This is a genomic window from Pseudomonas sp. XWY-1 (assembly GCF_002953115.1).
Classification (GTDB): Bacteria; Pseudomonadota; Gammaproteobacteria; order Pseudomonadales; family Pseudomonadaceae; genus Aquipseudomonas; species Aquipseudomonas alloputida.
This window is the reverse complement of the sequence record NZ_CP026332.1, coordinates 4,281,070-4,300,987: the sequence shown is the minus strand read 5'-3', so window position 1 is coordinate 4,300,987 and position 19,918 is coordinate 4,281,070. Positions and strand designations below refer to the sequence as shown.

The following is a 19,918-nucleotide window of genomic DNA, read 5'->3' as shown; positions in this document are numbered from 1 at the left end:
TAAGCTCGCGGCTTTTCCTATCTATGAGCGCGGGCTACCTTGCCAGCCCGTCCATGGGCGCCCCGTTCATGGAATCGCACAGGTGCCTGATCCTGTGCCCAGGCTGACCACAGCTTCGGCTGTTTTCGATGTGACGGTTTCTCCCCCGTGCTGGAAGCTGTACTGGACGCGGCCGCGACCATCCGCGCCATGACCAGTGGGGTCATAGATACTGAGGATGTGGGGACTGTAGGGTTTGACTTCCCAATAAAAGCCCGCGGCCGCTTCTGCTGCGCTGATTGTGCGGGCCTCGGTCAGTCTGGCTGCCGGAATCTCATTATCCCCGGTGTAGCCACCCCATCCAGTCCATGTCAGGGTTACCTCACCGCCATTGGGCAGGTACTGGTTCAGTGGTGGCACGAACACCTTGAACGCAGGGTCGCCAGTTGGGTTCAGGGGGTCTTCCCAAAGGGATTCACAGTTGAGGAATCTATTATTGTACAGACGTTGAAACTCGGGAGCGTCCGGCTCGATGACAACGGCATTGGCATTGACCACAGCAGTAGGCGAGTTTTGCTCGTTACCTGCCCCGGTCGCTTTGCGGATGGTGTAGTGCACCGGTAGCGTGGGGTTATTGCTGGCATTAAGTATGTAGGTCCAGGGAAGCGGTCGCTCGATATCTGCAGGGTCGCTTAAATCGACAGAGTACGTGGCCTCGGTGACCAGCGTGCCGGCCCAATAGAAGTCCATGATGTCAGTATCTTTGGCATCGTCATGACGTTTGACCTTGAACGTGGCCTCCTCGCCGGAATCACTCCGATCCAGCACGTTTTCCTGTTGAGAGTTCTTGCCCCAGACCGCAGGGGCGTCTAGTTTGCTGTTGATGGGGTCTGGCCAAGTGGGGTCGGGGTCGGGGCGGTCGGGGCCTGCGACAGAGAAATCAACCTTCAGCGTGGTGCTTTCCGGGCCATAGGGAACGCCATGGCGCAGTACACGATAACTGACGTCGGTCTCTAGTTCGGTATCTGCGGCACCATAGGCTTCACGCAGGCGATCGTGGGGGACACTGATGGAAAGCGGCGGCTCACGCGAGCCAATTTCTTCGGTGAAGGGCTTGGACGTGCCCCAGGTGACCTCGACAATGTCGCTTCTCCGGTAGTTGGTATAGTCGACTTCAACCGTGACGCCTGCCTGCGCATCGGCCAGGTCGATCAGGCCATCACCTTGGGCGAGGGGTACTACTGGCGCTTGCAGCGCGGTGGGTAACGACCCAAGGTTTACATAAACCTCCGCGATCTTGGAGATGCGGCTGCGGTTGGTGGCTTTATCCAACAGGATATAAACAATGTAGAAGTGACCGTCACTCAGCCTTTCTATGTCGGCCTTGGTTATTAGTAGTTCCCGGTTCGCTGGTAGTGGGCCATAACCAATGGCGGGTGGTATTTGCCCCTCAACCGGAACGGTGTCAGAGTAATAAAGTGCGTAAGTATCCTTTGCGTCCTGGTCAGTATAAGGCGGTAATGTTACTGTCAGGCCGGTTGGGTTGGTGCCGAAAAAAGCGTCTGTCACCACGTTTCCATTGAGTGCCGCTGCTTCAGGTTCAACAGCATCCCACGGCGGTGTTTTATCGAATATCAGATCGATTGCGGGAGAGTATTCTGGCGTAGGCGTATTGTACCTGTCGATTCTATAGCGCAGTTGGCGCTTGCCGTCATGGGGGTAATCAGCTTTGGGTATCTGCAGCGTCGTAGGGAATATCGGGTCGCCGATGAGGGCGCATTGGGTTTGCAACACCTGGGCCTGTAACCGATAGCGCAGTACCAGGCCCAAGCCTGTGGCATCGAAATGCCCGGTGAACAATTCGGTGTCGACCGTATGCTGGCCGGGGGCAATATCCCCCGTTTTGACCAGGGTGACCTCGCTCGTGATACCGCTGAGCTTGAAGCCCCCAAGCTGGTTGTTGGCCTGCATGGTCGACCGCATCGGGATGAAAGGGTTGTGTGGGCCACCCTCTGGCATGAAGAAAGTGGGGACTGCGCCGTTGAAAGGTGCACGTAGCCGGATGCGCGCGCCGACCCCGTCGATGTTGGTTTTCAGGATATAGCCATCGGAGGGCTCACCTTCAACGGGGGGGAGCGGGTCGGGAAATACATCCCTGGCGTTCATGTCGAAACGCCAGAGTACGTCGCCATCGTTGAAGCAGAGCAGTTCCGATCGTGGCATGGACTGGGTATACGAGGACAGGTTGGGTGTGCCGATGGCGCTGCCTGGCTCGGCGTTCGCAGGGACATGCATCACGCCGCTGAGTATGCGGGTTATGGTCATTGGCTGGCTGCCAGTGTTCCAATTGCAGCGGTCGGCGGCGTGGGCTTGATAGCTGCTGAGCAGCGCTATGGGCAGCGCCCAAGGCATGAGGCGTTTCATTCGCGGTTCCTGGTGTTGAGCGGCCGTTCTGGGCACGAGTTGCATGGCGAGAAGGGCGCGGGTGAAGTCATTCACATGTCAGCGATAGCACGCGATAGCCTTGCTGTTGAGCAATGGTCTGCGGGTCCAGCGCGAAGCTGCAGCGGTTTTCGGACGCTTCGCCCCAGCGGGCTTCGAGGCGCTGCAGGCCGTCGGCAACAGACACCATCACGCGGCCTGCCGGGCCGACCATGCCCAACACGTTTTCATTGGCGTCGTGGAGCTGGCTGCCAAAGGGCAAAGGCTGCTGGTCTTTGGTGGCAAGGGTCAGCACCACACGGTTGGCGCGACGGGCCTGGAACTGGGTTTTGATGACTGCGCCGCGGCGAGGTATGGCATTGGCGATGCCATTGCTGATCTCGACCTCCGGGTTCAGCCGGTCGGTGTCGAGCACGAGCTGGTTCAGCCGGTAGGGACGCAAATGGGGAACCAGGGCATAGCCTTTGGTGTTGGTGCGCACGGCGCCGTGGCTCTGTAACCCCACGTCAGCGGTATCGGGGACATGCAACAGACCAATGGTTTCGCCCAGGTAGGGCCCGAATTCCAAACCATCAGCGTGCAGCAATGCCGCGCCACTCATGTTCAGCGACAGGCTGCTGTAGTCATCCGATACTGACAGGCCGGCGCCGAGGGTTGCCTGAGGTGCCTGGTAGGCCACGGACAGGCCGGCGCTTTGTTGCCGCTGTTCGCTGGATGCGACTGTGGCATTGTAGCTTACGCGGTCCACTTGGCCGTTCAACGCTGCCCGCTGTGAAGTACCGTGGGCAGAGTTTTGCAAGTCGAGGCTTAAACTGCTGCTGCGGCCGAACTCCAGCGGCAGCGATATGCTCAGGCCGAACTGACGGTCACTGCCCGAACTGTTTTGCGTCAGTGATTGCGACCCGTAGAGGTTGTAGCTGACGCCGTTGTGCGAGGTGTTGAAATTGAGCTGGAACTGACGCTGGCTATCGCTGCGTTGCCAGTAATCCTGCTGCGAAAGCGTAAGGCTGAGTGTGCTGCGCTCGCCCACACGCTGGTTGATCGAGCCCTCTATTCGGCTACGCCGGCTGCCCAGGAACAATCGGTCGCTGCTGCGCTGGCTGACCCACTCGTCGAAGTCTCGATAGCCTTGGGTGGAATAGCGGTACCCGGCAAAGCGCAAGTGTGTGCCGTTGTTGAAGGCTTTGCTGTATCTGGCACCATAGCTCATGCCTTGCAGGGAACGATGTTCCATGGGGGCGATATCGCTGCGTGCATGGGTGATATCGAAGGAAAGCGCCCCGATTGCCCCCAGGTCCCGGGCGATGCCGATGGCGCCGGCGGTGTAGCCTTGGCTGGCCATCAAGCCGCCATACAGGGTGGCATTCCAGACCATGCCCAATGCCATTGTTCCTTGCCACAGCAGCGGGTCATCATGGCTTTGGGCCGGGTTGTAGCGGCCCAGCGTGGTGCTGTAGCGCCAGACCCCGGGACGAAGCAGGTTGGTAATGCTGGCATAGGGCTGGATGAACCGCCGCACCTGGCCATCGGCTTCGGTCAGTACCACCTCCAGCTCGCCCGTGGCGCCCACGTTCAGGTCGTCGATAGCGTACGGGCCAGGGCTGACATACGTTGAGTAGATCGGGTAGCCGTTCTGCCACACTTCGAGTTTGGCGCGCGATTGCGCCACGCCGCGCAGGGTGGGGGCATAACTGCGCACCGCGTCAGGCAGCATGTCGAAATCGGAGGCAAGCCGCACGCCGGTGACTGGCACGCTGCGGAATATGTCGCTGCTGGTGAAGGTTTCGCCCAGCGTGATGTTGCCCCAACTGCCTGGCAGGTCGTGCTGGGCGTAGGTGTAGGAACGGTCCCAGGTTTGCCGGCCCTGCTCGTCGCGGCGCCAGGACTGGTTGCTGCGCAAACGCCAGCCGGCAAGGTTGATGCCGCTGTTCAGGAACAAATCCTGGCTGTTCTGGCTGCCGCGTCCGCGGCTTTGGCTTTGCTGCGTGGCCGCCTGGTAACTGACGAAGGCGGCCGGTATGCCATCTTCCCAGCGCGCCGGGTCTACCTGGCCTGCCATATCGCGCTGCAGTGCGATTTGCGGTATGGAAATAGCCAGTTGCAATAGGCTGGCATCGAAGTCGACGCGTGCGCCCGGCACCAGCCTGGGCAGGTCGAGGCAGGCGTTTTCAAGTGTGGTGGGGTCAGAAATGGCATCCAGTCGCAGCCCCAGTTCGGCCATCAGGCCGGGGGGCAGGCACGGCTGCAATTGCCCATCCCCAGCTGGCGGCTCGAACACAAGTTCATGCACGCCGGCGGGGCTCAGGTTGACCAGCACTTGCACGGGATAGCGCCCGGGCGGCAACTCTTGCTGTTCGGACAGCGCGTGCAGGGCCTGAGCGGCGTTCGTCCTGGGCTGCCCAGGGGACAGGTACAGAAAGCTTGCCTCGAACTCGGCGCCTACCGGTGGTGTGGGTGTTGCCAGCACCTTGCCGGACGCCAGGCAGAGAACCATTGGGCAAACGTGGCGCAGGCGAATACGCCTGCACCCGTGGGGTTGCAGGATCATTGTGGTTCCTTCAGGAGTAGCCGGAGGTCAGGGGGTGTCGTGCACCGGAAGCGTCAGCGGTTTGCTGATGCCGCCGTAGTCATTGATCACCGCTACGATGGCCTGCAAGCCAGGGCCTTCCAGACTGGGTGGCAGCAGGTAGCTGAGCTCGGACATGGGGGGCACCATGTCTACACCCGGCAGGGCTTCCTGTTGCTTGCCCTTGACCAGGTCCAGCCGGTTGAAGGTGTAGTGATAGGGCGTGGGGTTGTGCAAAGTCAGGTGTGGGCGGCCGTCGCGCAGGGTTCTGACCAGGCGTAGCTCCTTGAGCCTGTGCACCGGATTACCTTGAACCTGCGTCGGGCGGTAGAACAATTTAATCCGCGTGCGCAGGGCAATGTTCAGGGTGTTCTGTTTACCGTCGATGGCCTGGGGAATTTCTTGCAGGTTGAAAAAGAACAACGATTCGCGGTCCTGGGGCAGGTCGTTTGGCAGGCCGCTGATCTGAACCGACTGGTCCTTGCCTGCAGCCAGCCTGAACAAGGCCGGGGCGGTCATGAGCGGTACGGCCGTGGTGGTGTCATCGGCCTGGGTATTGACCCAGGTCTGGGCGGCGAAGGGGCGTTGGCTGGGGTTGGCAACTACCACCGAAGCGCTGCGCTGACTGCTTTCGTAGATGATGCGCGTGCTGCTGATGGTAAGGGCGGCCTGGGCGCTGTTCAGCAAGCTGGCCAGAAGCAGCAGGCAACCGCCCAGCATCGTCGAAGTGCGGGTGACGGGGAGCATGGAAAATGACCGATTTTGAGTGACAGTGGGATCCAGGTGCGCGAAGGCACCTGGCAGGGCATCAAGGCAGCGTGATACTGAAGTTCACATCTGCGTTGGCATCACCATCGGTCACTGTGCCGGTCTTCAAGTACGAAGCGTAGAACTTGAGGTCCGTTACGCCTGTGGATGCAATGTCGTAGTCCTTGGATGGCGTTCGCGGAGCGATATTTGTGAACGTATCATCCTTGATGGTCAACGCCAGGCCCTGCGCTAATCCACCGCCGCTGCGAATGGCATAGTGAGCATTTCCCGGGCCTGCATCGCCGTGGTGAGAGTTGAATGTGACTTGGCTTTTGTAAGGATTTGGAATATTGCAGCTGCCTACATCTGCATCAACGCGTAACGCGAATGGGATGTCGGGGGTGACGGTGTTGGTGTCGAAGTATTTGACCGCGTAGTTTCCAAGCTCAACGGCGCCAATTGCGCCCGAGCCCGGTATGACAATCTCGATCGGGCAAGTACCGCCGCCGTTGATATGCCCTTTGAAAAGGATTTGGCCCCTTTCATCGGCAAAAGCCGTGGTACTTGCCAGGCCCAAGGCTAGCGTCATGAAGATCTTGTTCATGGTTCAATCCGTACGTTGATAGGTTGGCTGGCTGCGTGAAAGGCACGCAGCGTCTCAGGGTTGCCAGGGCATCCTTGAAACGAGCGACAGCGTACGGGCGGGGGGGCGAAGCGGATGTAGGGCGGAGTGCGACCAGCGTGTTGAAATGTCGACAAGCACCCGGCTAGAGCGCCGGGTGCATGGAAAGATCAGTGACGGGAGGCTGGGCCGGTTGGGCTCAATAGCTGTTTTTCAGCATGCCAGTCGAAGGGTTCGTCATTCTGCTCTGCCTCGTAGCGGCGCTCCTCCAGTTGCTGGTAAACGGACAGTTCTTCATCGGGCATGTAGTGCAGGCAGTCGCCGCCGAAGAACCACAGCAGGTCCCGTGGCACCAAGTGGGCGATTTGCGGGTAGCGCTGAATCACCTGGCATATCAGGTCCTGGCCCAGGTATTGGCTTTCCAGTGGGTTTTGCGGCAGCAGGGTCAGCAGTTCGTCGAAGCGTTCGAGGAACAGGGCGTGGCTTTCCTCCGGCACCTGCTCGGCTTCACCCAGGGCCACCAATATGGTGCGCAGGTGGTTCAGCAGTTGCAGGTGATATTCCAGGTGGGGGTTAGCCATTGGGGTGGTCCTCGAGGTGGTTGAAACGGGGCGCGGAGTATACGCCGGTTGGGGAAGGGGCCGCAAAACGGCCCCTGTTTCAGCGTATCTTGCCTTGCTCCGGCAGCAGCTGTGCCTTGTCGAAGGCATCCACGTCGATCACCGCACGGCGCGCTTGCTCGGCTGCATGCAGGCGTTGCGCCTGATCAGGCTGAAGTACACCACTGTCGACTGCCGCATCGATCACCGACTGCCCGGGCGCCGGTCGTACCTTGCCTTCCTTGATTGCCTGATGCAGCGCGTTGTGTAGCGGCGTCGACGCCTCCAGCAGGTCGCAGGCCCGTTGCAGGGCTGCCACCGGGTCGCCGTCGGCTTGCGGCCTGAAGCAACCGGCAAGCAGCTCTTCCAGCGCAGGGTCGCCTTTGCTGCGCCCGATCAGCGCTGCCACCTCGGCGTCCAGTTCATCGCTCGGCCCGGTGTGACGGCGGCCGAAGGGGAACACCAGCACCCGTAGCGCGCAGCCGACGAAGCGGTTGGGGAAGTTGTCGAGCAACCGGTCCAGGGCGTGCTCCGCCTGGCCCAGGCTTTCTTCCATGGCCCAGCGCAGCAGGGGCTGCATGTGCTCGGGCGAACCGAGATCGTGGTAGCGCTTGAGTGCGGCACTGGACAGGTACAGGTAGCTGAGTACATCGCCCAGCCGCGCACTCAGGCGCTCCCGGCGCTTGAGCGCCCCGCCCAGCAGCATCATCGACAGGTCGGCCAGCAGGGCAAAGGCGGCGGCCTGGCGGTTGAGGGCCCGGAAGTAGCCTTGGCTCAGCGTGTCCCCCGGTACTTTCTCGAAAAGCCCCAGCCCCAGGTTGAACACCAAAGTGCTGGCCGCATTGCCGGCGGCGAACAGGATGTGTTTCATCAGCAGGTCATCGAATTCCTGGAGTGCCTGATCGTGGTCCTCACGCCCGGCCAACGCCATTTCCTTGAGCACGAACGGATGGCAGCGTATGGCGCCCTGGCCGAAGATCATCAGGTTGCGCGAAAGGATGTTGGCGCCTTCGACCGTGATGAAGATCGGCGCCCCTTGCCAGTTGCGGCCCAGGTAGTTGTTCGGGCCCATGATGATGCCCTTGCCACCGTGCACGTCCATGGCGTGCTGGATACATTCTCGGCCACGCTCGGTGAGGTGGTACTTGAGGATCGCCGACAGCACCGAGGGTTTCTCGCCCAGGTCCACGGCCTTGGCGGTCAGCAGGCGGGCACTGTCCATCAGCCAGGCGTTGCCGCCAATGCGTGCCAGCGATTCCTGGATGCCTTCGAAGGCAGCCAGTGGCACGTTGAACTGCTCGCGGATATTGGCGTACTGGCCGGTCACCAGGCTGGTGTACTTGGCAGCCCCTGTACCCACGGCAGGCAGTGAGATGGAGCGACCTACCGACAGGCAGTTCATCAGCATCATCCAGCCTTTGCCGAGCATGGCTTGGCCGCCAATGAGGAAATCCAGCGGGACGAACACGTCCTTGCCGCTGTTGGGGCCATTCATGAACGCGGCGCCCAGTGGCAGGTGGCGTTTACCGATTTCCACCCCGGGGGTATCGGTGGGGATCAGTGCCAGGCTGATGCCCAGTGCTTCCTCATCGCCCAGCAGGTGGTCCGGGTCGTAGGCCTTGAATGCCAGGCCCAGCAGGGTGGCGACTGGACCGAGGGTGATGTAGCGCTTTTCCCAGTTCAGGCGCAGGCCGATCACTTCTTCGCCTTGCCACTGGCCTTTGCAGATGATGCCGGTGTCGGGCATGGCGCCAGCGTCGGAGCCGGCCAGTGGGCCGGTGAGAGCGAAGCAGGGGATTTCCTCGCCTTGGGCCAGGCGCGGCAGGTAGTGATTGCGTTGTTCGTCAGTGCCGTAGTGCAGCAGCAGTTCGGCCGGGCCCAGGGAGTTGGGCACCATTACCGTGGAGGCCAGGTCGCCGCTGCGGGTGGCCAGCTTCATCGCCACCTGGGAGTGGGCGTAGGCGGAGAAGCCCTTGCCGCCGTATTCCTTGGGGATGATCAGGGCGAAAAAGCCATGCTGCTTGATATGTGCCCAGGCTTCGGGCGGCAGGTCCAGGTCCTGGCCGATCTGCCAGTCGCTGACCATGGCGCACAGCGCTTCGGTAGGGCCATCGATGAAGGCTTGCTCTTCTTCAGTCAGCTTTGGTGCCGGGTAGGCCAGCAAAGTCCGCCAGTCGGGGCGGCCACTGAACAGTTCGCCGTCCCACCACACGGTGCCGGCGTCGATGGCTTCGCGCTCGGTCTGCGACATGGGTGGCAGAGTGCGCTGGAACCAGCGGAATACCGGGGCGGTAAAGACTTTGCGTCGCCACTGCGGGAGCGCAACCAGGGCGATCTTCAGGGCCAGCACCACCCAGATCAGCGCCAGCAGCCAGCCGGGGGCACTGCTGAAAATGCCCATCAACAGCACATAGGCCGCCACGATGCCGAGAATCTGCAAGGGCGCCAGGCGCCGGTGCGTGAGGTACGCCGCGCCGATCACCAGCACCACCAACCACAACAGCAACATAATCGGTCCTCCTTGGAACCAAGGGCTTGAGCCATTCCAGACAGCTTAGACGCAATGCTGTGAACGGCATGTTCAGAACAGTGACAGGGTGTGGCGGGGGGAGTTTCAGTTCATTTGTTCGCTTGTACCGGCCTCTTCGCGGGTGAACCCGCTCCTACGACGGTGTGGCGAGCCCCCCGATCGATGTGGGAGCGGGCTTGCCCGCGAATGCGATGGTGCTGCGACGGTGAATGATCTGGGATATTGGCTGGCAGGTCCGGCCCTTTCGCGGGTGAACCCGCTCCTACGACGGTATGTGGCAACATTACAGAGCGATGTAGGGGCGGCTTGCCCGCGAAGAGGCCCGTACAGGCGGCGAAGGTCTGGAGTAGACTGTGCCACCTCCGCACTCAAAAGGATGTTGCCATGCTGAAGATCTGGGGCCGCAAGAATTCGAGCAATGTGCGCAAGGCGCTGTGGATCGCCCACGAGTTGGGCCTGGACTTCGAATCCATCGACGCCGGCGGCGCCTTCGGCGTGGTCAACGAGCCGCACTACCGCGCCCGCAACCCCAACGGCCTGGTGCCGATGCTCGAAGACGGCGACCTGACCTTGTGGGAATCCAACACCATCGTCCGCTACCTGTGCGCGGAGTACGGTACGGAGCAGGGCTGGTATCTGGCAGACCCACGCCAGCGCGCCCTGGCCGACAAATGGATGGACTGGACCACATCGTCCTTCGCTACCCCATTCCGGCCCCTGTTCTGGGGCCTGCTGCGCACGCCGGAAGACCAGCGCGACTGGGTGGCGATCAACGCCGCGCACAAGCAGTGCGCGCAATTGCTGGCCATTGCCGACGAAACCCTGGCCAGTCAGCCATACCTGTCCGGTGACCAGATCGGCATGGGCGACATCCCACTGGGTAGCTTCATCTATGCCTGGTTCGAACTGCCCATCGAGCGCCCGGACATGTACCACCTTCAAGCCTGGTATGAACGCCTGAAGCAACGCCCGGCCTACCAGGCCGCCGTGATGACCGCGCTCACTTGAACCCGCTTCGATAGTCATTATCAATAGATGTGACTGTACTTGTGCAGCCTGGCCTTGCACCATGGCTGCACTCACTGCGCCAGTGACTTTACCTGGCGTGTCCTGCACCTTTTTCTTCGGTAAGTGACCCGCTATGAGTTCCGCCCTGTCCATCCGACAGCTGACCAAGACCTACGGCAATGGCTTTCAGGCCCTCAAAGGCATCGACCTCGATGTTGCCGAAGGCGACTTCTTCGCCTTGCTCGGCCCCAACGGCGCCGGCAAATCCACCACCATCGGCATTCTCTCGACCCTGGTGAACAAGACCAGCGGCACAGTGAACGTGTTCGGCCACGACTTGGACCGCGAGCCCTCCGCGCTCAAGCGTTGCCTGGGCGTGGTGCCGCAAGAGTTCAACTTCAACCAGTTCGAAAAGACCTTCGACATCGTCGTGACCCAGGCCGGGTACTACGGCATCCCGCCCAAGCTGGCCAAGGAGCGCGCCGAGCAGTACCTGACCCAGCTGGGCCTGTGGGACAAACGTGATGTGCAGTCGCGTTCGTTGTCCGGCGGCATGAAGCGGCGCCTGATGATTGCCCGTGCATTGATCCACGAACCGCGCCTGCTGATCCTGGACGAACCCACCGCCGGGGTGGATATCGAGCTGCGCCGCTCGATGTGGAGCTTCCTCACCGAGCTGAACCAGAAGGGCATCACCATCATCCTCACCACCCACTACCTGGAAGAGGCTGAGCAGCTGTGCCGTAACATCGGCATCATCGACCATGGCACCATCGTCGAGAACACCAGCATGCGCCAGTTGCTGGGCAAGCTGCATGTCGAAACCTTCGTGCTCGACCTCAAGCAGGACCTGGCCGCGGCGCCGGTACTGCAGGGCTACCCGTGCCGGTTGCTGACCCCGCATACCCTGGAAGTGCAGGTGGAGAAGGACATCGGCATCACCGCGCTGTTCGGCCAGCTGGCGCTGCAGAACATCGAGGTACAGAGCCTGCGCAACAAGACCAACCGACTCGAGGAGCTGTTCGTGTCCCTGGTGGAAAAAAACCTGTCAAAGGTGGCCGTATGAGTGTGGAACTGCGCACCAACTGGGTCGCCCTGAACACCATCGTCTACCGCGAAGTGCGGCGCTTCCTGCGCATCTGGCCGCAGACGTTGCTGCCACCAGCGATCACCATGGTCCTGTACTTCGTCATCTTCGGTAACCTGATTGGCCGGCAGATCGGCGACATGGGTGGCTTCACCTACATGCAGTACATCGTGCCGGGGCTGATCATGATGTCGGTGATCACCAACTCCTACGGCAACGTGGTATCGAGCTTTTTCGGCAGCAAGTTCCAGCGCTCGATCGAAGAACTGATGGTGTCGCCGGTGTCGCCGCACACCATTCTCGTCGGCTATGTGCTGGGTGGGGTGCTGCGTGGTTTGGCGGTGGGTGTGATCGTGACCATCCTGTCGATGTTCTTCACCGACCTGCAGGTGCACCACCTGGGCGTGACCGTGGTGGTGGTGCTGCTGACGGCCACCATCTTTTCGCTGCTTGGCTTCGTCAACGCAGTGTTCGCGCGCAACTTCGACGACATCTCGATCATCCCGACCTTCGTGCTGACGCCGCTGACCTACCTGGGCGGCGTGTTCTACTCGATCAACCTGCTGCCGCCGTTCTGGCAGACCGTGTCGTTGGCCAACCCGGTGCTGCACATGGTCAACTCGTTCCGCTACGGCATTCTAGGGGTGTCGGATATCAGCATTGGCACGGCGATCACCTTCATGCTGGTGGCCACTGCGGTGCTCTACGTTGTTTGCGTTCGCTTGCTGGTCAGCGGCCGCGGCATGCGTGCCTGAAGCCCTGCACCGGCATTGGCGACGACGCCACTGCCGGCCCACCCACCAGCGCCAGTAGAACATGGTGGAGAAGTAGGCAAGGATGCCCAGCACCACGCCGCACACCACCGAGCCGAGCAGGAAGGGTTGCCACAGCGTCGACAGCTGGTCGGTGATCCACTGGAAGGTCAGCTCGTCGGGCAGGGTGCGCGGCGGTACCTGCATCAGCCAGGCACCGGTCATGTAGGTGACGAAGAACACCGGCGGCATGGTCAACGGGTTGGTCAGCCACACCAGGCTGACGGCGACCGGCAGGTTGCCGCGCACCGGGATCGCCAGGGCCGCCGCCAGCAGCATCTGCATCGGGATGGGAATAAGCGCCGCGAACAGGCCCACACCCATGGCTCTGGCCACCGAATGGCGGTTCAGGTGCCAGAGGTTGGGATCGTGCAGCAACTTGCCGAAAAAGCGTAAGGATTTGTGTTCCCGAATGCTGGTCGGGTCCGGCATGTAGCGTTTGAAAAGTCGGCGCGGCATGTAGGCTCCCGGAGCGTTGACCCTGGCAGTATGCCCTTAATCCTGCTCCGACTCGTTTAGAGTTTGTGACAATTGTTGAGCAAGCGTTGCCGGCAATTGGGCTATGCCTCAGGAGGTGATTCGCCTTCTGGAGCTCTACCTCATGCGCACAGGGATGTTTGCGCTCGCGCTCGGGCTGTTGTGCCTGGGCTTTCTGCCCGCATTGCCATCGGTCGGATGGTTGATAACCCTGGCAGCCTGCGCTGTCGGCAGCCTGTTTACCCGCGTCTGGCCGCTGGGTTGGTTTCTGCTGGGCTTGTGTTGGGCGTGCGGGTCTGCTCAGCAGGCCCTTGATGATCGTCTGGCTGCCGGCCTGGAGGGGCGCACCTTGTGGCTGGAGGGGCGGGTGGCGGGTTTGCCGGCCCGTACTGCACACGGTGTGCGTTTCGAGCTGGAAGCGCCACGCTCGCGGCGGGCCGAACTGCCTCAGCGCCTGCAACTGAGCTGGTTCGACGGCCCGCCGCTGCGGGCGGGCGAGCAGTGGCGGCTGGCCGTGACCTTGCAGCGCCCGGACGGGCTGCTGAACCCGCATGGGCCCGACCGTGAAGCGCAGTTGCTGGCGCGACGGGTGGGCGCGACGGGTACGGTCAAGGCGGGGCAGTTGCTGGCGCCAGTCGCCGGTGGTTGGCGCGATGCACTGCGTCAGCGCTTGCTGATGGTCGAAGCCAATGGCCGACAGGCAGCGCTGGTGGCCCTGGTGCTTGGCGATGGTGCGGGCCTGGCCCGGGAGGACTGGCAGACGTTGCAGGCCACCGGCACGGTGCACCTGCTGGTGATTTCCGGCCAGCACATCGGCCTGGTCGCCGGTTTGCTCTATGGCCTGGTCGCCGGGCTGGCGCGTTGGGGGCTATGGCCGGCAAGGCTACCGTGGTTGCCCTGGGCCTGCGGCCTGGCCATGGCCGCAGCGCTGGCCTACGGGTGGCTGGCTGGCGGTGGGGTGCCAGTACAGCGGGCCTGCCTGATGCTGGCCGTGGTGTTGCTCTGGCGTCTGCGCTTTCGCCACCTTGGCGCGTTTTTTCCGTTGCTTCTTGCACTGGTCGCCGTGCTTGTCTTCGAGCCACTGGCGGCGTTGCTGCCTGGGTTCTGGCTGTCGTTCGCCGCCGTGGCCACGCTCATCTACTGCTTCAGTGCCCGGTTGGGTGGTTGGCGGCCCTGGCAGGCCTGGACACGAGCGCAATGGGTGATCGCTGTCGGCTTGCTGCCGGTGTTGCTGGCCACCGGCTTGCCGGTGAGCCTCAGTGCGCCGCTGGCCAACCTTGTGGCGGTGCCGTGGGTCAGCCTGGCGGTCTTGCCGTTGGCGTTGCTGGGCACGCTGATGTTGCCGCTGACGGGCGTTGGCGAGGCGTTGCTCTGGCTGGCAGGTGGCCTGCTGGATGTGCTGTTCCGCGGGCTGGCGCTGGTGGCGCAGCAGCGCCCGGCATGGATGCCGCCGGCCCTGCCGTTGTGGGCCTGGCTGCTGGTATGTCTGGGTACGCTGTTGGTTTTGCTGCCCCGTGGTGTGCCGCTGCGCGGGTTGGGAGGGGTGATGCTGCTGGCGCTGTGGGTGCCCCGGGAGCCGGTGCCGTTCGGCCAGGTCGAGGTCTGGCAGCTGGATGTTGGCCAGGGGCTGGCGGTGCTATTGCGTACGCGGCATCACAGCCTGCTCTACGATGCCGGGCCGGCCAGGGGGGAAAGCGACCTGGGGGAACGCGTGGTGCTGCCAACCTTGCGCAAGTTGGGGGTGGGCGGCCTTGACGTGATGGTGATCAGCCATGCGCACGCCGATCATGCGGGCGGGGCCGGAGCCATTGCGCGTGGTTTGCCGATCAAGCGGATAATCGGTGGGGAAGCACTGGTTGATATTCCGTTGCAGCCTTGTGCCAGTGGCGAGCAATGGGATTGGGATGGCGTGCGCTTTTCGCTGTGGCGCTGGGTGGACGGGCAGAGTAGTAATGACCGTTCCTGTGTCTTGTTGGTGGAAGCGCAGGGCGAGCGCTTGCTGCTGGCGGGGGATATGGAAGCTGCTGCCGAAAGGGCCTGGCTGGCGGACACTGAAGTGCCGCGTATCGACTGGCTGCAGGCGCCGCATCATGGCAGCCGCAGCTCGTCCACCGAGGCGTTCGTCCGGGCTACCGCACCGCGCGGGGTATTGATTTCGCGGGGGCGCAACAACAGCTTCGGGCACCCGCACGTGCAGGTGGTCGAACGGTATGGGCGGCATGGGGTGGTGATGAATGATACGGCGGTGGAGGGGGCATTGCGGTTGGTGCTGGGGCGGCATGGGGTAGTCGAGGGGGTTAGGGGGCAGCGGCGGTTCTGGCGGGTTCGAGGGGAGTGAGGCAGAGACAGGCATCTGCCAGCCCAGACCCCAATTCCCTGACCTCCGGCAGATGAGCCCTCGGCGCGCCTATGGTAGAGTGGCGGCCTTTTTCCGAAGGGGCGTTTATTGTGTGGGAATTGGTCAAGTCCGGTGGTTGGATGATGCTGCCGATCATTCTGAGCTCCATCGCTGCCATGGCTATCGTCGTCGAACGCCTGTGGACCTTGCGCGCCAGTCGCGTCACCCCGCCGCACCTGCTGGGCCAGGTATGGATGTGGATCAAGGACAAGCAACTGACCAGTGACAAGCTCAAGGCCCTGCGTGCCGATTCGCCACTGGGTGAAATCCTCGCGGCGGGCCTGGCCAATTCGCGTCACGGTCGGGAGATCATGAAAGAGTGCATCGAGGAGGCCGCCTCGCGCGTCATCCATGAACTGGAGCGCTACATCAGCACCCTCGGCACCATCGCCGCCATGGCGCCTCTGCTGGGCCTGCTGGGCACCGTGCTGGGCATGATCGACATTTTCAGCGCCTTCATGGGCTCGCAGATGACCGCCAACGCCGCCGTGCTGGCCAGTGGTATCTCCAAGGCCCTGGTCACCACTGCGGCTGGCCTGATGGTCGGTATCCCGGCAGTGTTCTTCCACCGTTTCCTGCTGCGCCGCATCGATGAACTGGTGATCGGCATGGAGCAGGAGGCGATCAAGCTGGTGGAAGTGATCCAGGGTGACCGTGAAGTGGAAGTGGCCGGAGGCAAGGCGTGAAGTTCCGGCGCAATCGCCAGCGGGAGAACGTCGACATCAACCTGGCGTCGCTGATTGACGTGGTGTTCGTCCTGCTGCTGTTCTTCGTGGTTACCACCACCTTCACCCGCGAAACGCAACTTCGCGTCGAGCTGCCCGAAGCTACCAGCGCCGAGCCGGCGCCGGCCGACCCGGGCAAGCTGGTGGAAATCACCATCAGCGCCGAAGGCGTGTATTCGGTGAACAACCACCTGCTGCCCAAAAGCGACCTGGCCACCCTGAGCGAGGCCATAGAGCGCGAGTCGGGCGGCGACAACAAGTTGCCGCTGGCCATCAGCGCCGACGGCAAGACCCCGCATCAGGCTGTGGTCACCGCAATGGATGCTGCCGGCAAGCTCGGTTTCAGCCAGTTGCGCATGACCACCGTCGAGGCGGCCCAGGGCACGCCTTGATGGCGTTCGCCGACCGCTTGCTCGCTGCCTGGTACGCCGGGCATCCGGCGCTGGCGCTGCTGCGTCCGCTGGAGGCCTTGTATCGCCGCGTGGTCACGCGCAAGCGGGCACGTTTTCTAAGGGGTGACAGTGCCAGCTACCGGGCGCCGGTACCGGTCATTGTGGTGGGCAACATCACCGTCGGTGGCACCGGCAAGACGCCGATGATCCTCTGGCTGATCGAACACTGTCGCCAGCAGGGGCTGAAGGTGGGTGTGGTCAGCCGCGGTTATGGTGCCAAGCCTCCACAGCTGCCCTGGCGGGTGCAGGCCGATCAGCCGGCCGATGAGGCGGGCGACGAGCCGCTGCTGATCGTGCAACGCACCGGCGTGCCACTGATGATCGACCCGGATCGCGCCCGTGCCGTGCAGGCATTGCTGGCCAGCGAACCCCTCGACCTGATCCTGTGCGACGACGGTATGCAGCATTACCGCCTGGCCCGTGACCTGGAACTGGTGCTGATCGACGCTGCCCGCGGCCTGGGCAATGGCCGCTGCCTGCCGGCGGGGCCGTTGCGTGAGCCGGCCGACCGCTTGCGTGAGGCTGACGCGGTGCTGTTCAACGGCGCCAGCGAAGACCGCACCGATGGTTTCGGTTTCTGCCTGCAGCCGTCCGCCCTGGTCAACGTGCGCAGTGGCGAGCGCCGTGCGCTCGACCATTTCCCCGCCGGCCAGCGCCTGCATGCGGTGGCCGGTATCGGCAACCCGCAACGTTTCTTCAACACCCTGCTGGGGCTAAACTGGCAGCCGGTGCCGCATCCCTTCGCCGACCATGCGCAGTTCAGTGCCCGGAGCCTGGCTTTCAGCCCGCCACTGCCGCTGGTCATGACCGAGAAGGACGCGGTGAAATGCCGGGCCTTTGCCGCTGACGACTGGTGGTACCTGGCCGTCGAAGCGCAGCCTACGCCGGCTTTCAGCGCCTGGTTCGACAACCAGCTGCAACGCTTGTTGCGCAAACCCTGAGCCCGTTTTCAATTTCCGGCCACCTGGCCTAAAGGAAGCCTCCAATGGACACCAAACTGCTCGATATCCTGGCCTGCCCGATCACCAAGGGCCCGCTCAAGCTGAGCGCCGACAAGACCGAGCTGATCAGCAAAGGCGCTGGCCTGGCCTACCCGATTCGCGACGGTATCCCGGTCATGCTGGAAAGCGAGGCACGCACCCTGACCGACGACGAGCGTCTTGACAAATGAGCCTGGAATTTACGGTAGTAATCCCCGCCCGGCTGCGCTCCACCCGCCTGCCAGGCAAACCGCTGCTGCTGATTGCCGGCAAGCCGATGGTGCAACATGTGTGGGAGCAGGCCCGCAAGAGCGGTGCCAGCCGTGTGGTCATCGCCACCGACGACACCAGCATCCTTGAAGCCTGCCAGGCCTTCGGCGCCGAAGTGCTGATGACCCGTGCCGATCATGAATCGGGCACTGACCGCCTGGCCGAAGTGGCCGCGTACCTCGGTTTGCCGGCTGACGCTATCGTGGTCAACGTGCAGGGCGACGAGCCGCTGATCCCGCCGGTGATCATCGACCAGGTGGCGGCCAACCTGGCTGCGCATCCGGAAGCGGGTATCGCCACCCTGGCCGAGCCGATCCATGAGCCGGAAACCGTGTTCAACCCTAACGCGGTCAAGGTAGTGAGTGACAAGAACGGCCTGGCTCTGACGTTCAGCCGGGCGCCGCTGCCCTGGGCCCGCGATACCTTCGCCAAGGCCCGCGACGTGCTGCCGGAAGGGGTGCCATATCGCCGCCATATTGGCATGTACGCCTACCGTGTCGGCTTCCTGCACGACTTTGTCAGCTGGGGCCCATGCTGGCTCGAGCAGGCTGAAGCGCTGGAGCAGCTGCGTGCCCTGTGGCACGGCGTACGCATTCACATCGAGGACGCCATCGAGGCGCCTGCCGTGGGTGTCGACACCCCTGAGGATCTGGAGCGCGTACGGCGCTTGCTGGAGGCCTGATGCGCGTCCTGTTCGTGTGCCTGGGCAACATCTGCCGCTCGCCCACCGCCGAAGGCGTGCTGCGCCATCAATTGCAGGCCGCCGGGCTCGCCGACAAGGTGCAGGTGGCTTCTGCCGGCACCGGCGATTGGCATGTCGGCAAGGCGCCAGACAGCCGCACCTGCAAGGCGGCGCTGGCGCGCGGTTACGATCTGTCGCAGCAACGCGCCCAACAGGTCAAGGCATCGCACTTCGCCGAATACGACCTGGTGTTGGCCATGGATGAGCACAACCTGCGCGATCTGCGCGCCTTGCGCCCGTCCACGGCAGTGGGTGAACTCGACCTGTTCCTGCGCCGCTACGGTGCAGCCCTGGATGAAGTGCCAGACCCGTACTACGGTGGCGCCGACGGCTTCGAGCAGGTGCTGGATCTGGTGGAAGCGGCTTGCCAGGCGCTGGTACTGGAAATCAAGGGGCGTCTATGACCGTGCAGTGGCAGGAGCAGGTATCGCTCAAGCCTTACAATACCTTCGGCATCGACGTGAAGGCGCGCTATTTCAGCCAGGTGCAGGACGACCAGCAGGTGCGTCAGGCGCTGGGCCAGGCACAGCAAAGGGGCTTGCCGGTACTGGTGATCGGGGGTGGCAGCAACCTGCTGCTGACCCGCGATATCGATGCACTGGTGCTGCACATGGCCAGCCGCGGTCGGCGTGTGCTCAGTGACGATGGCGAGCGTATCGTGGTCGAGGCCGAGGCCGGTGAGCCGTGGCACGCGTTTGTGCAGTGGACGCTGGCGCAGGGCTATTGCGGGTTGGAGAACCTCAGCCTGATCCCCGGCACCGTCGGTGCTGCGCCGATGCAGAACGTGGGCGCATACGGGGTGGAGATCAAGGACGTATTCGCCGGGCTGACAGCCCTGGACCGTGAGACGGGCGAGCTGCGTGACTTCGGTTTGGCAGAATGCGCTTTCGCCTATCGCGACAGCCTTTTCAAGCGCAACCCCGGCCGCTGGTTGATCCTGCGGGTGCGCTTTGCCCTGACCCGCACCCTGCACGCTCATCTGGATTACGGCCCGGTGCGCCAACGCCTGTCTGAGCGGGGTGTGATCGAGCTGACCGCGCAAGCGATCAGTGATGCAATCTGCAGCATTCGCCGCGAGAAGCTGCCAGATCCGGCAGAGCTGGGCAATGCCGGGAGCTTCTTCAAGAACCCGGTGGTAACGGCTGATCTGGTCGAGCGTATTCGTGCGCAGTATCCCGGTGTCGTGGCATACCCACAGGCTGATGGCCAGGTGAAACTGGCGGCGGGCTGGTTGATTGAGCAGGCGGGCTGGAAGGGCCATCGTGAGGGTGATGCTGGCGTGCATCGCTTGCAGTCGCTGGTGCTGGTCAACTATGGCCAGGCGAGCGGGGCGCAGATGCATGCGCTGGCGCGCAAGATTCAGGCGGATATCTTCGAGCGGTTTGGGGTTGAGCTGGAGATGGAGCCTAATCTTTACTGATTTGCCGGCTGTGAACCTCCCGTAGGAGCGGGTTTACCCGCGAAGAGGCCGGGCCTGGT

17 protein-coding genes and 1 pseudogene are annotated in these 19,918 nt (G+C 62.8%); 11 read left to right on the top strand and 7 right to left on the bottom strand.

The genetic code is table 11. The annotated features are described in order from the left end of the window. Nucleotides 1-66: 66 nt before the first annotated feature. From PRJ_RS19990 to PRJ_RS19960, 6 genes are all read right to left on the bottom strand, one after another. A complete protein-coding gene (locus PRJ_RS19990; RefSeq protein WP_256597862.1) occupies nt 67-2,403 on the bottom strand; it encodes a hypothetical protein in 2,337 nt (778 codons plus the stop codon). A gap of 67 nt (nt 2,404-2,470) precedes the next feature. After that, nucleotides 2,471-4,969, bottom strand: coding sequence for a fimbria/pilus outer membrane usher protein (locus tag PRJ_RS19980; RefSeq protein ID WP_064491460.1), 2,499 nt, complete (start codon nt 4,967-4,969; stop codon nt 2,471-2,473). A 27-nt stretch (nt 4,970-4,996) separates the two neighbouring features. Beyond that, nucleotides 4,997-5,734, bottom strand: a complete 738-nt coding sequence (locus PRJ_RS19975) for a molecular chaperone (RefSeq protein WP_064491461.1) — start codon at nt 5,732-5,734, stop codon at nt 4,997-4,999. A gap of 61 nt (nt 5,735-5,795) precedes the next feature. Beyond that, nucleotides 5,796-6,341 (bottom strand): fimbrial protein, encoded by a 546-nt coding sequence (locus PRJ_RS19970; RefSeq protein ID WP_064491462.1) that lies wholly within the window; start codon nt 6,339-6,341, stop codon nt 5,796-5,798. Nucleotides 6,342-6,529: 188 nt separating this feature from the next. Further along, entirely contained in the window at nt 6,530-6,940 is a 411-nt protein-coding gene (locus tag PRJ_RS19965) for a PA2817 family protein (protein WP_064491463.1), read from the bottom strand. A gap of 79 nt (nt 6,941-7,019) precedes the next feature. Then, the gene (locus PRJ_RS19960; protein WP_104962288.1) at nt 7,020-9,467 is read right to left on the bottom strand and encodes an acyl-CoA dehydrogenase; all 2,448 of its coding nucleotides are present in this window, start codon (nt 9,465-9,467) and stop codon (nt 7,020-7,022) included. Nucleotides 9,468-9,872: 405 nt separating this feature from the next. Here PRJ_RS19960 and PRJ_RS19955 point away from each other — a divergent pair, with 405 nt between their 5' ends. From PRJ_RS19955 to PRJ_RS19945, 3 genes are all read left to right on the top strand, one after another. Continuing rightward, entirely contained in the window at nt 9,873-10,496 is a 624-nt protein-coding gene (locus tag PRJ_RS19955; protein ID WP_010952921.1) for a glutathione S-transferase, read from the top strand. Nucleotides 10,497-10,629: 133 nt separating this feature from the next. Continuing rightward, complete coding sequence (locus PRJ_RS19950) at nt 10,630-11,562, top strand: ABC transporter ATP-binding protein (RefSeq protein WP_010952922.1); 933 nt, start codon at nt 10,630-10,632, stop codon at nt 11,560-11,562. Continuing rightward, nucleotides 11,559-12,338, top strand: coding sequence for an ABC transporter permease (locus PRJ_RS19945; protein WP_003247128.1), 780 nt, complete (start codon nt 11,559-11,561; stop codon nt 12,336-12,338). Before PRJ_RS19950 ends, PRJ_RS19945 begins: the two co-directional genes overlap by 4 nt. Before the next feature lie 3 nt (nt 12,339-12,341). Here the strand turns inward: PRJ_RS19945 and PRJ_RS19940 are convergent. Further along, a pseudogene (locus PRJ_RS19940) lies at nt 12,342-12,854 on the bottom strand (DUF2062 domain-containing protein); the annotation flags it as partial. Nucleotides 12,855-12,996: 142 nt separating this feature from the next. On the opposite strand from PRJ_RS19940, the gene PRJ_RS19935 reads away from it, so the two are divergent. The 8 genes from PRJ_RS19935 to murB all read left to right on the top strand — a co-directional run bounded on the left by PRJ_RS19935 (nt 12,997) and on the right by murB (nt 19,859). Further along, a complete protein-coding gene (locus tag PRJ_RS19935) occupies nt 12,997-15,210 on the top strand; it encodes a DNA internalization-related competence protein ComEC/Rec2 (RefSeq protein ID WP_104962904.1) in 2,214 nt (737 codons plus the stop codon). Between the two features lie 110 nt (nt 15,211-15,320). Beyond that, nucleotides 15,321-15,956, top strand: coding sequence for a MotA/TolQ/ExbB proton channel family protein (locus PRJ_RS19930; protein WP_026031862.1), 636 nt, complete (start codon nt 15,321-15,323; stop codon nt 15,954-15,956). After that, on the top strand, nt 15,953-16,387 hold the full coding sequence (locus PRJ_RS19925) for a biopolymer transporter ExbD (RefSeq protein ID WP_010952926.1): 435 nt from the start codon (nt 15,953-15,955) through the stop codon (nt 16,385-16,387). The genes PRJ_RS19930 and PRJ_RS19925 overlap by 4 nt, the downstream gene beginning before the upstream one ends. After that, complete coding sequence (gene lpxK, locus PRJ_RS19920; RefSeq protein ID WP_104962287.1) at nt 16,387-17,388, top strand: tetraacyldisaccharide 4'-kinase; 1,002 nt, start codon at nt 16,387-16,389, stop codon at nt 17,386-17,388. Before PRJ_RS19925 ends, lpxK begins: the two co-directional genes overlap by 1 nt. A gap of 44 nt (nt 17,389-17,432) precedes the next feature. Beyond that, nucleotides 17,433-17,618 carry a Trm112 family protein gene (locus PRJ_RS19915; RefSeq protein ID WP_003247142.1) on the top strand — a complete coding sequence of 62 codons (186 nt, stop codon included), beginning with the start codon at nt 17,433-17,435 and terminating at the stop codon, nt 17,616-17,618. Continuing rightward, nucleotides 17,615-18,379 carry a 3-deoxy-manno-octulosonate cytidylyltransferase gene (kdsB, locus tag PRJ_RS19910; protein WP_003247143.1) on the top strand — a complete coding sequence of 255 codons (765 nt, stop codon included), beginning with the start codon at nt 17,615-17,617 and terminating at the stop codon, nt 18,377-18,379. Before PRJ_RS19915 ends, kdsB begins: the two co-directional genes overlap by 4 nt. Further along, nucleotides 18,379-18,843, top strand: coding sequence for a low molecular weight protein-tyrosine-phosphatase (locus PRJ_RS19905; RefSeq protein WP_064491353.1), 465 nt, complete (start codon nt 18,379-18,381; stop codon nt 18,841-18,843). Before kdsB ends, PRJ_RS19905 begins: the two co-directional genes overlap by 1 nt. After that, nucleotides 18,840-19,859, top strand: a complete 1,020-nt coding sequence (murB, locus tag PRJ_RS19900; protein ID WP_104962286.1) for a UDP-N-acetylmuramate dehydrogenase — start codon at nt 18,840-18,842, stop codon at nt 19,857-19,859. The genes PRJ_RS19905 and murB overlap by 4 nt, the downstream gene beginning before the upstream one ends. Nucleotides 19,860-19,918: the final 59 nt, after the last annotated feature.

Coding starts and splice junctions, on each gene's coding strand:
- PRJ_RS19965 (WP_064491463.1), bottom strand. CDS start 6,940: ATGGCTAACCCCCACCTGGAATATCACCTGCAACTGCTGAACCACCTG.
- PRJ_RS19990 (WP_256597862.1), bottom strand. CDS start 2,403: ATGAAACGCCTCATGCCTTGGGCGCTGCCCATAGCGCTGCTCAGCAGC.
- PRJ_RS19950 (WP_010952922.1), top strand. CDS start 10,630: ATGAGTTCCGCCCTGTCCATCCGACAGCTGACCAAGACCTACGGCAAT.
- PRJ_RS19915 (WP_003247142.1), top strand. CDS start 17,433: ATGGACACCAAACTGCTCGATATCCTGGCCTGCCCGATCACCAAGGGC.
- PRJ_RS19980 (WP_064491460.1), bottom strand. CDS start 4,969: ATGATCCTGCAACCCCACGGGTGCAGGCGTATTCGCCTGCGCCACGTT.
- PRJ_RS19975 (WP_064491461.1), bottom strand. CDS start 5,734: ATGCTCCCCGTCACCCGCACTTCGACGATGCTGGGCGGTTGCCTGCTG.
- lpxK (WP_104962287.1), top strand. CDS start 16,387: ATGGCGTTCGCCGACCGCTTGCTCGCTGCCTGGTACGCCGGGCATCCG.
- PRJ_RS19960 (WP_104962288.1), bottom strand. CDS start 9,467: ATGTTGCTGTTGTGGTTGGTGGTGCTGGTGATCGGCGCGGCGTACCTC.
- PRJ_RS19935 (WP_104962904.1), top strand. CDS start 12,997: ATGCGCACAGGGATGTTTGCGCTCGCGCTCGGGCTGTTGTGCCTGGGC.
- kdsB (WP_003247143.1), top strand. CDS start 17,615: ATGAGCCTGGAATTTACGGTAGTAATCCCCGCCCGGCTGCGCTCCACC.
- murB (WP_104962286.1), top strand. CDS start 18,840: ATGACCGTGCAGTGGCAGGAGCAGGTATCGCTCAAGCCTTACAATACC.
- PRJ_RS19970 (WP_064491462.1), bottom strand. CDS start 6,341: ATGAACAAGATCTTCATGACGCTAGCCTTGGGCCTGGCAAGTACCACG.
- PRJ_RS19905 (WP_064491353.1), top strand. CDS start 18,379: ATGCGCGTCCTGTTCGTGTGCCTGGGCAACATCTGCCGCTCGCCCACC.
- PRJ_RS19945 (WP_003247128.1), top strand. CDS start 11,559: ATGAGTGTGGAACTGCGCACCAACTGGGTCGCCCTGAACACCATCGTC.
- PRJ_RS19955 (WP_010952921.1), top strand. CDS start 9,873: ATGCTGAAGATCTGGGGCCGCAAGAATTCGAGCAATGTGCGCAAGGCG.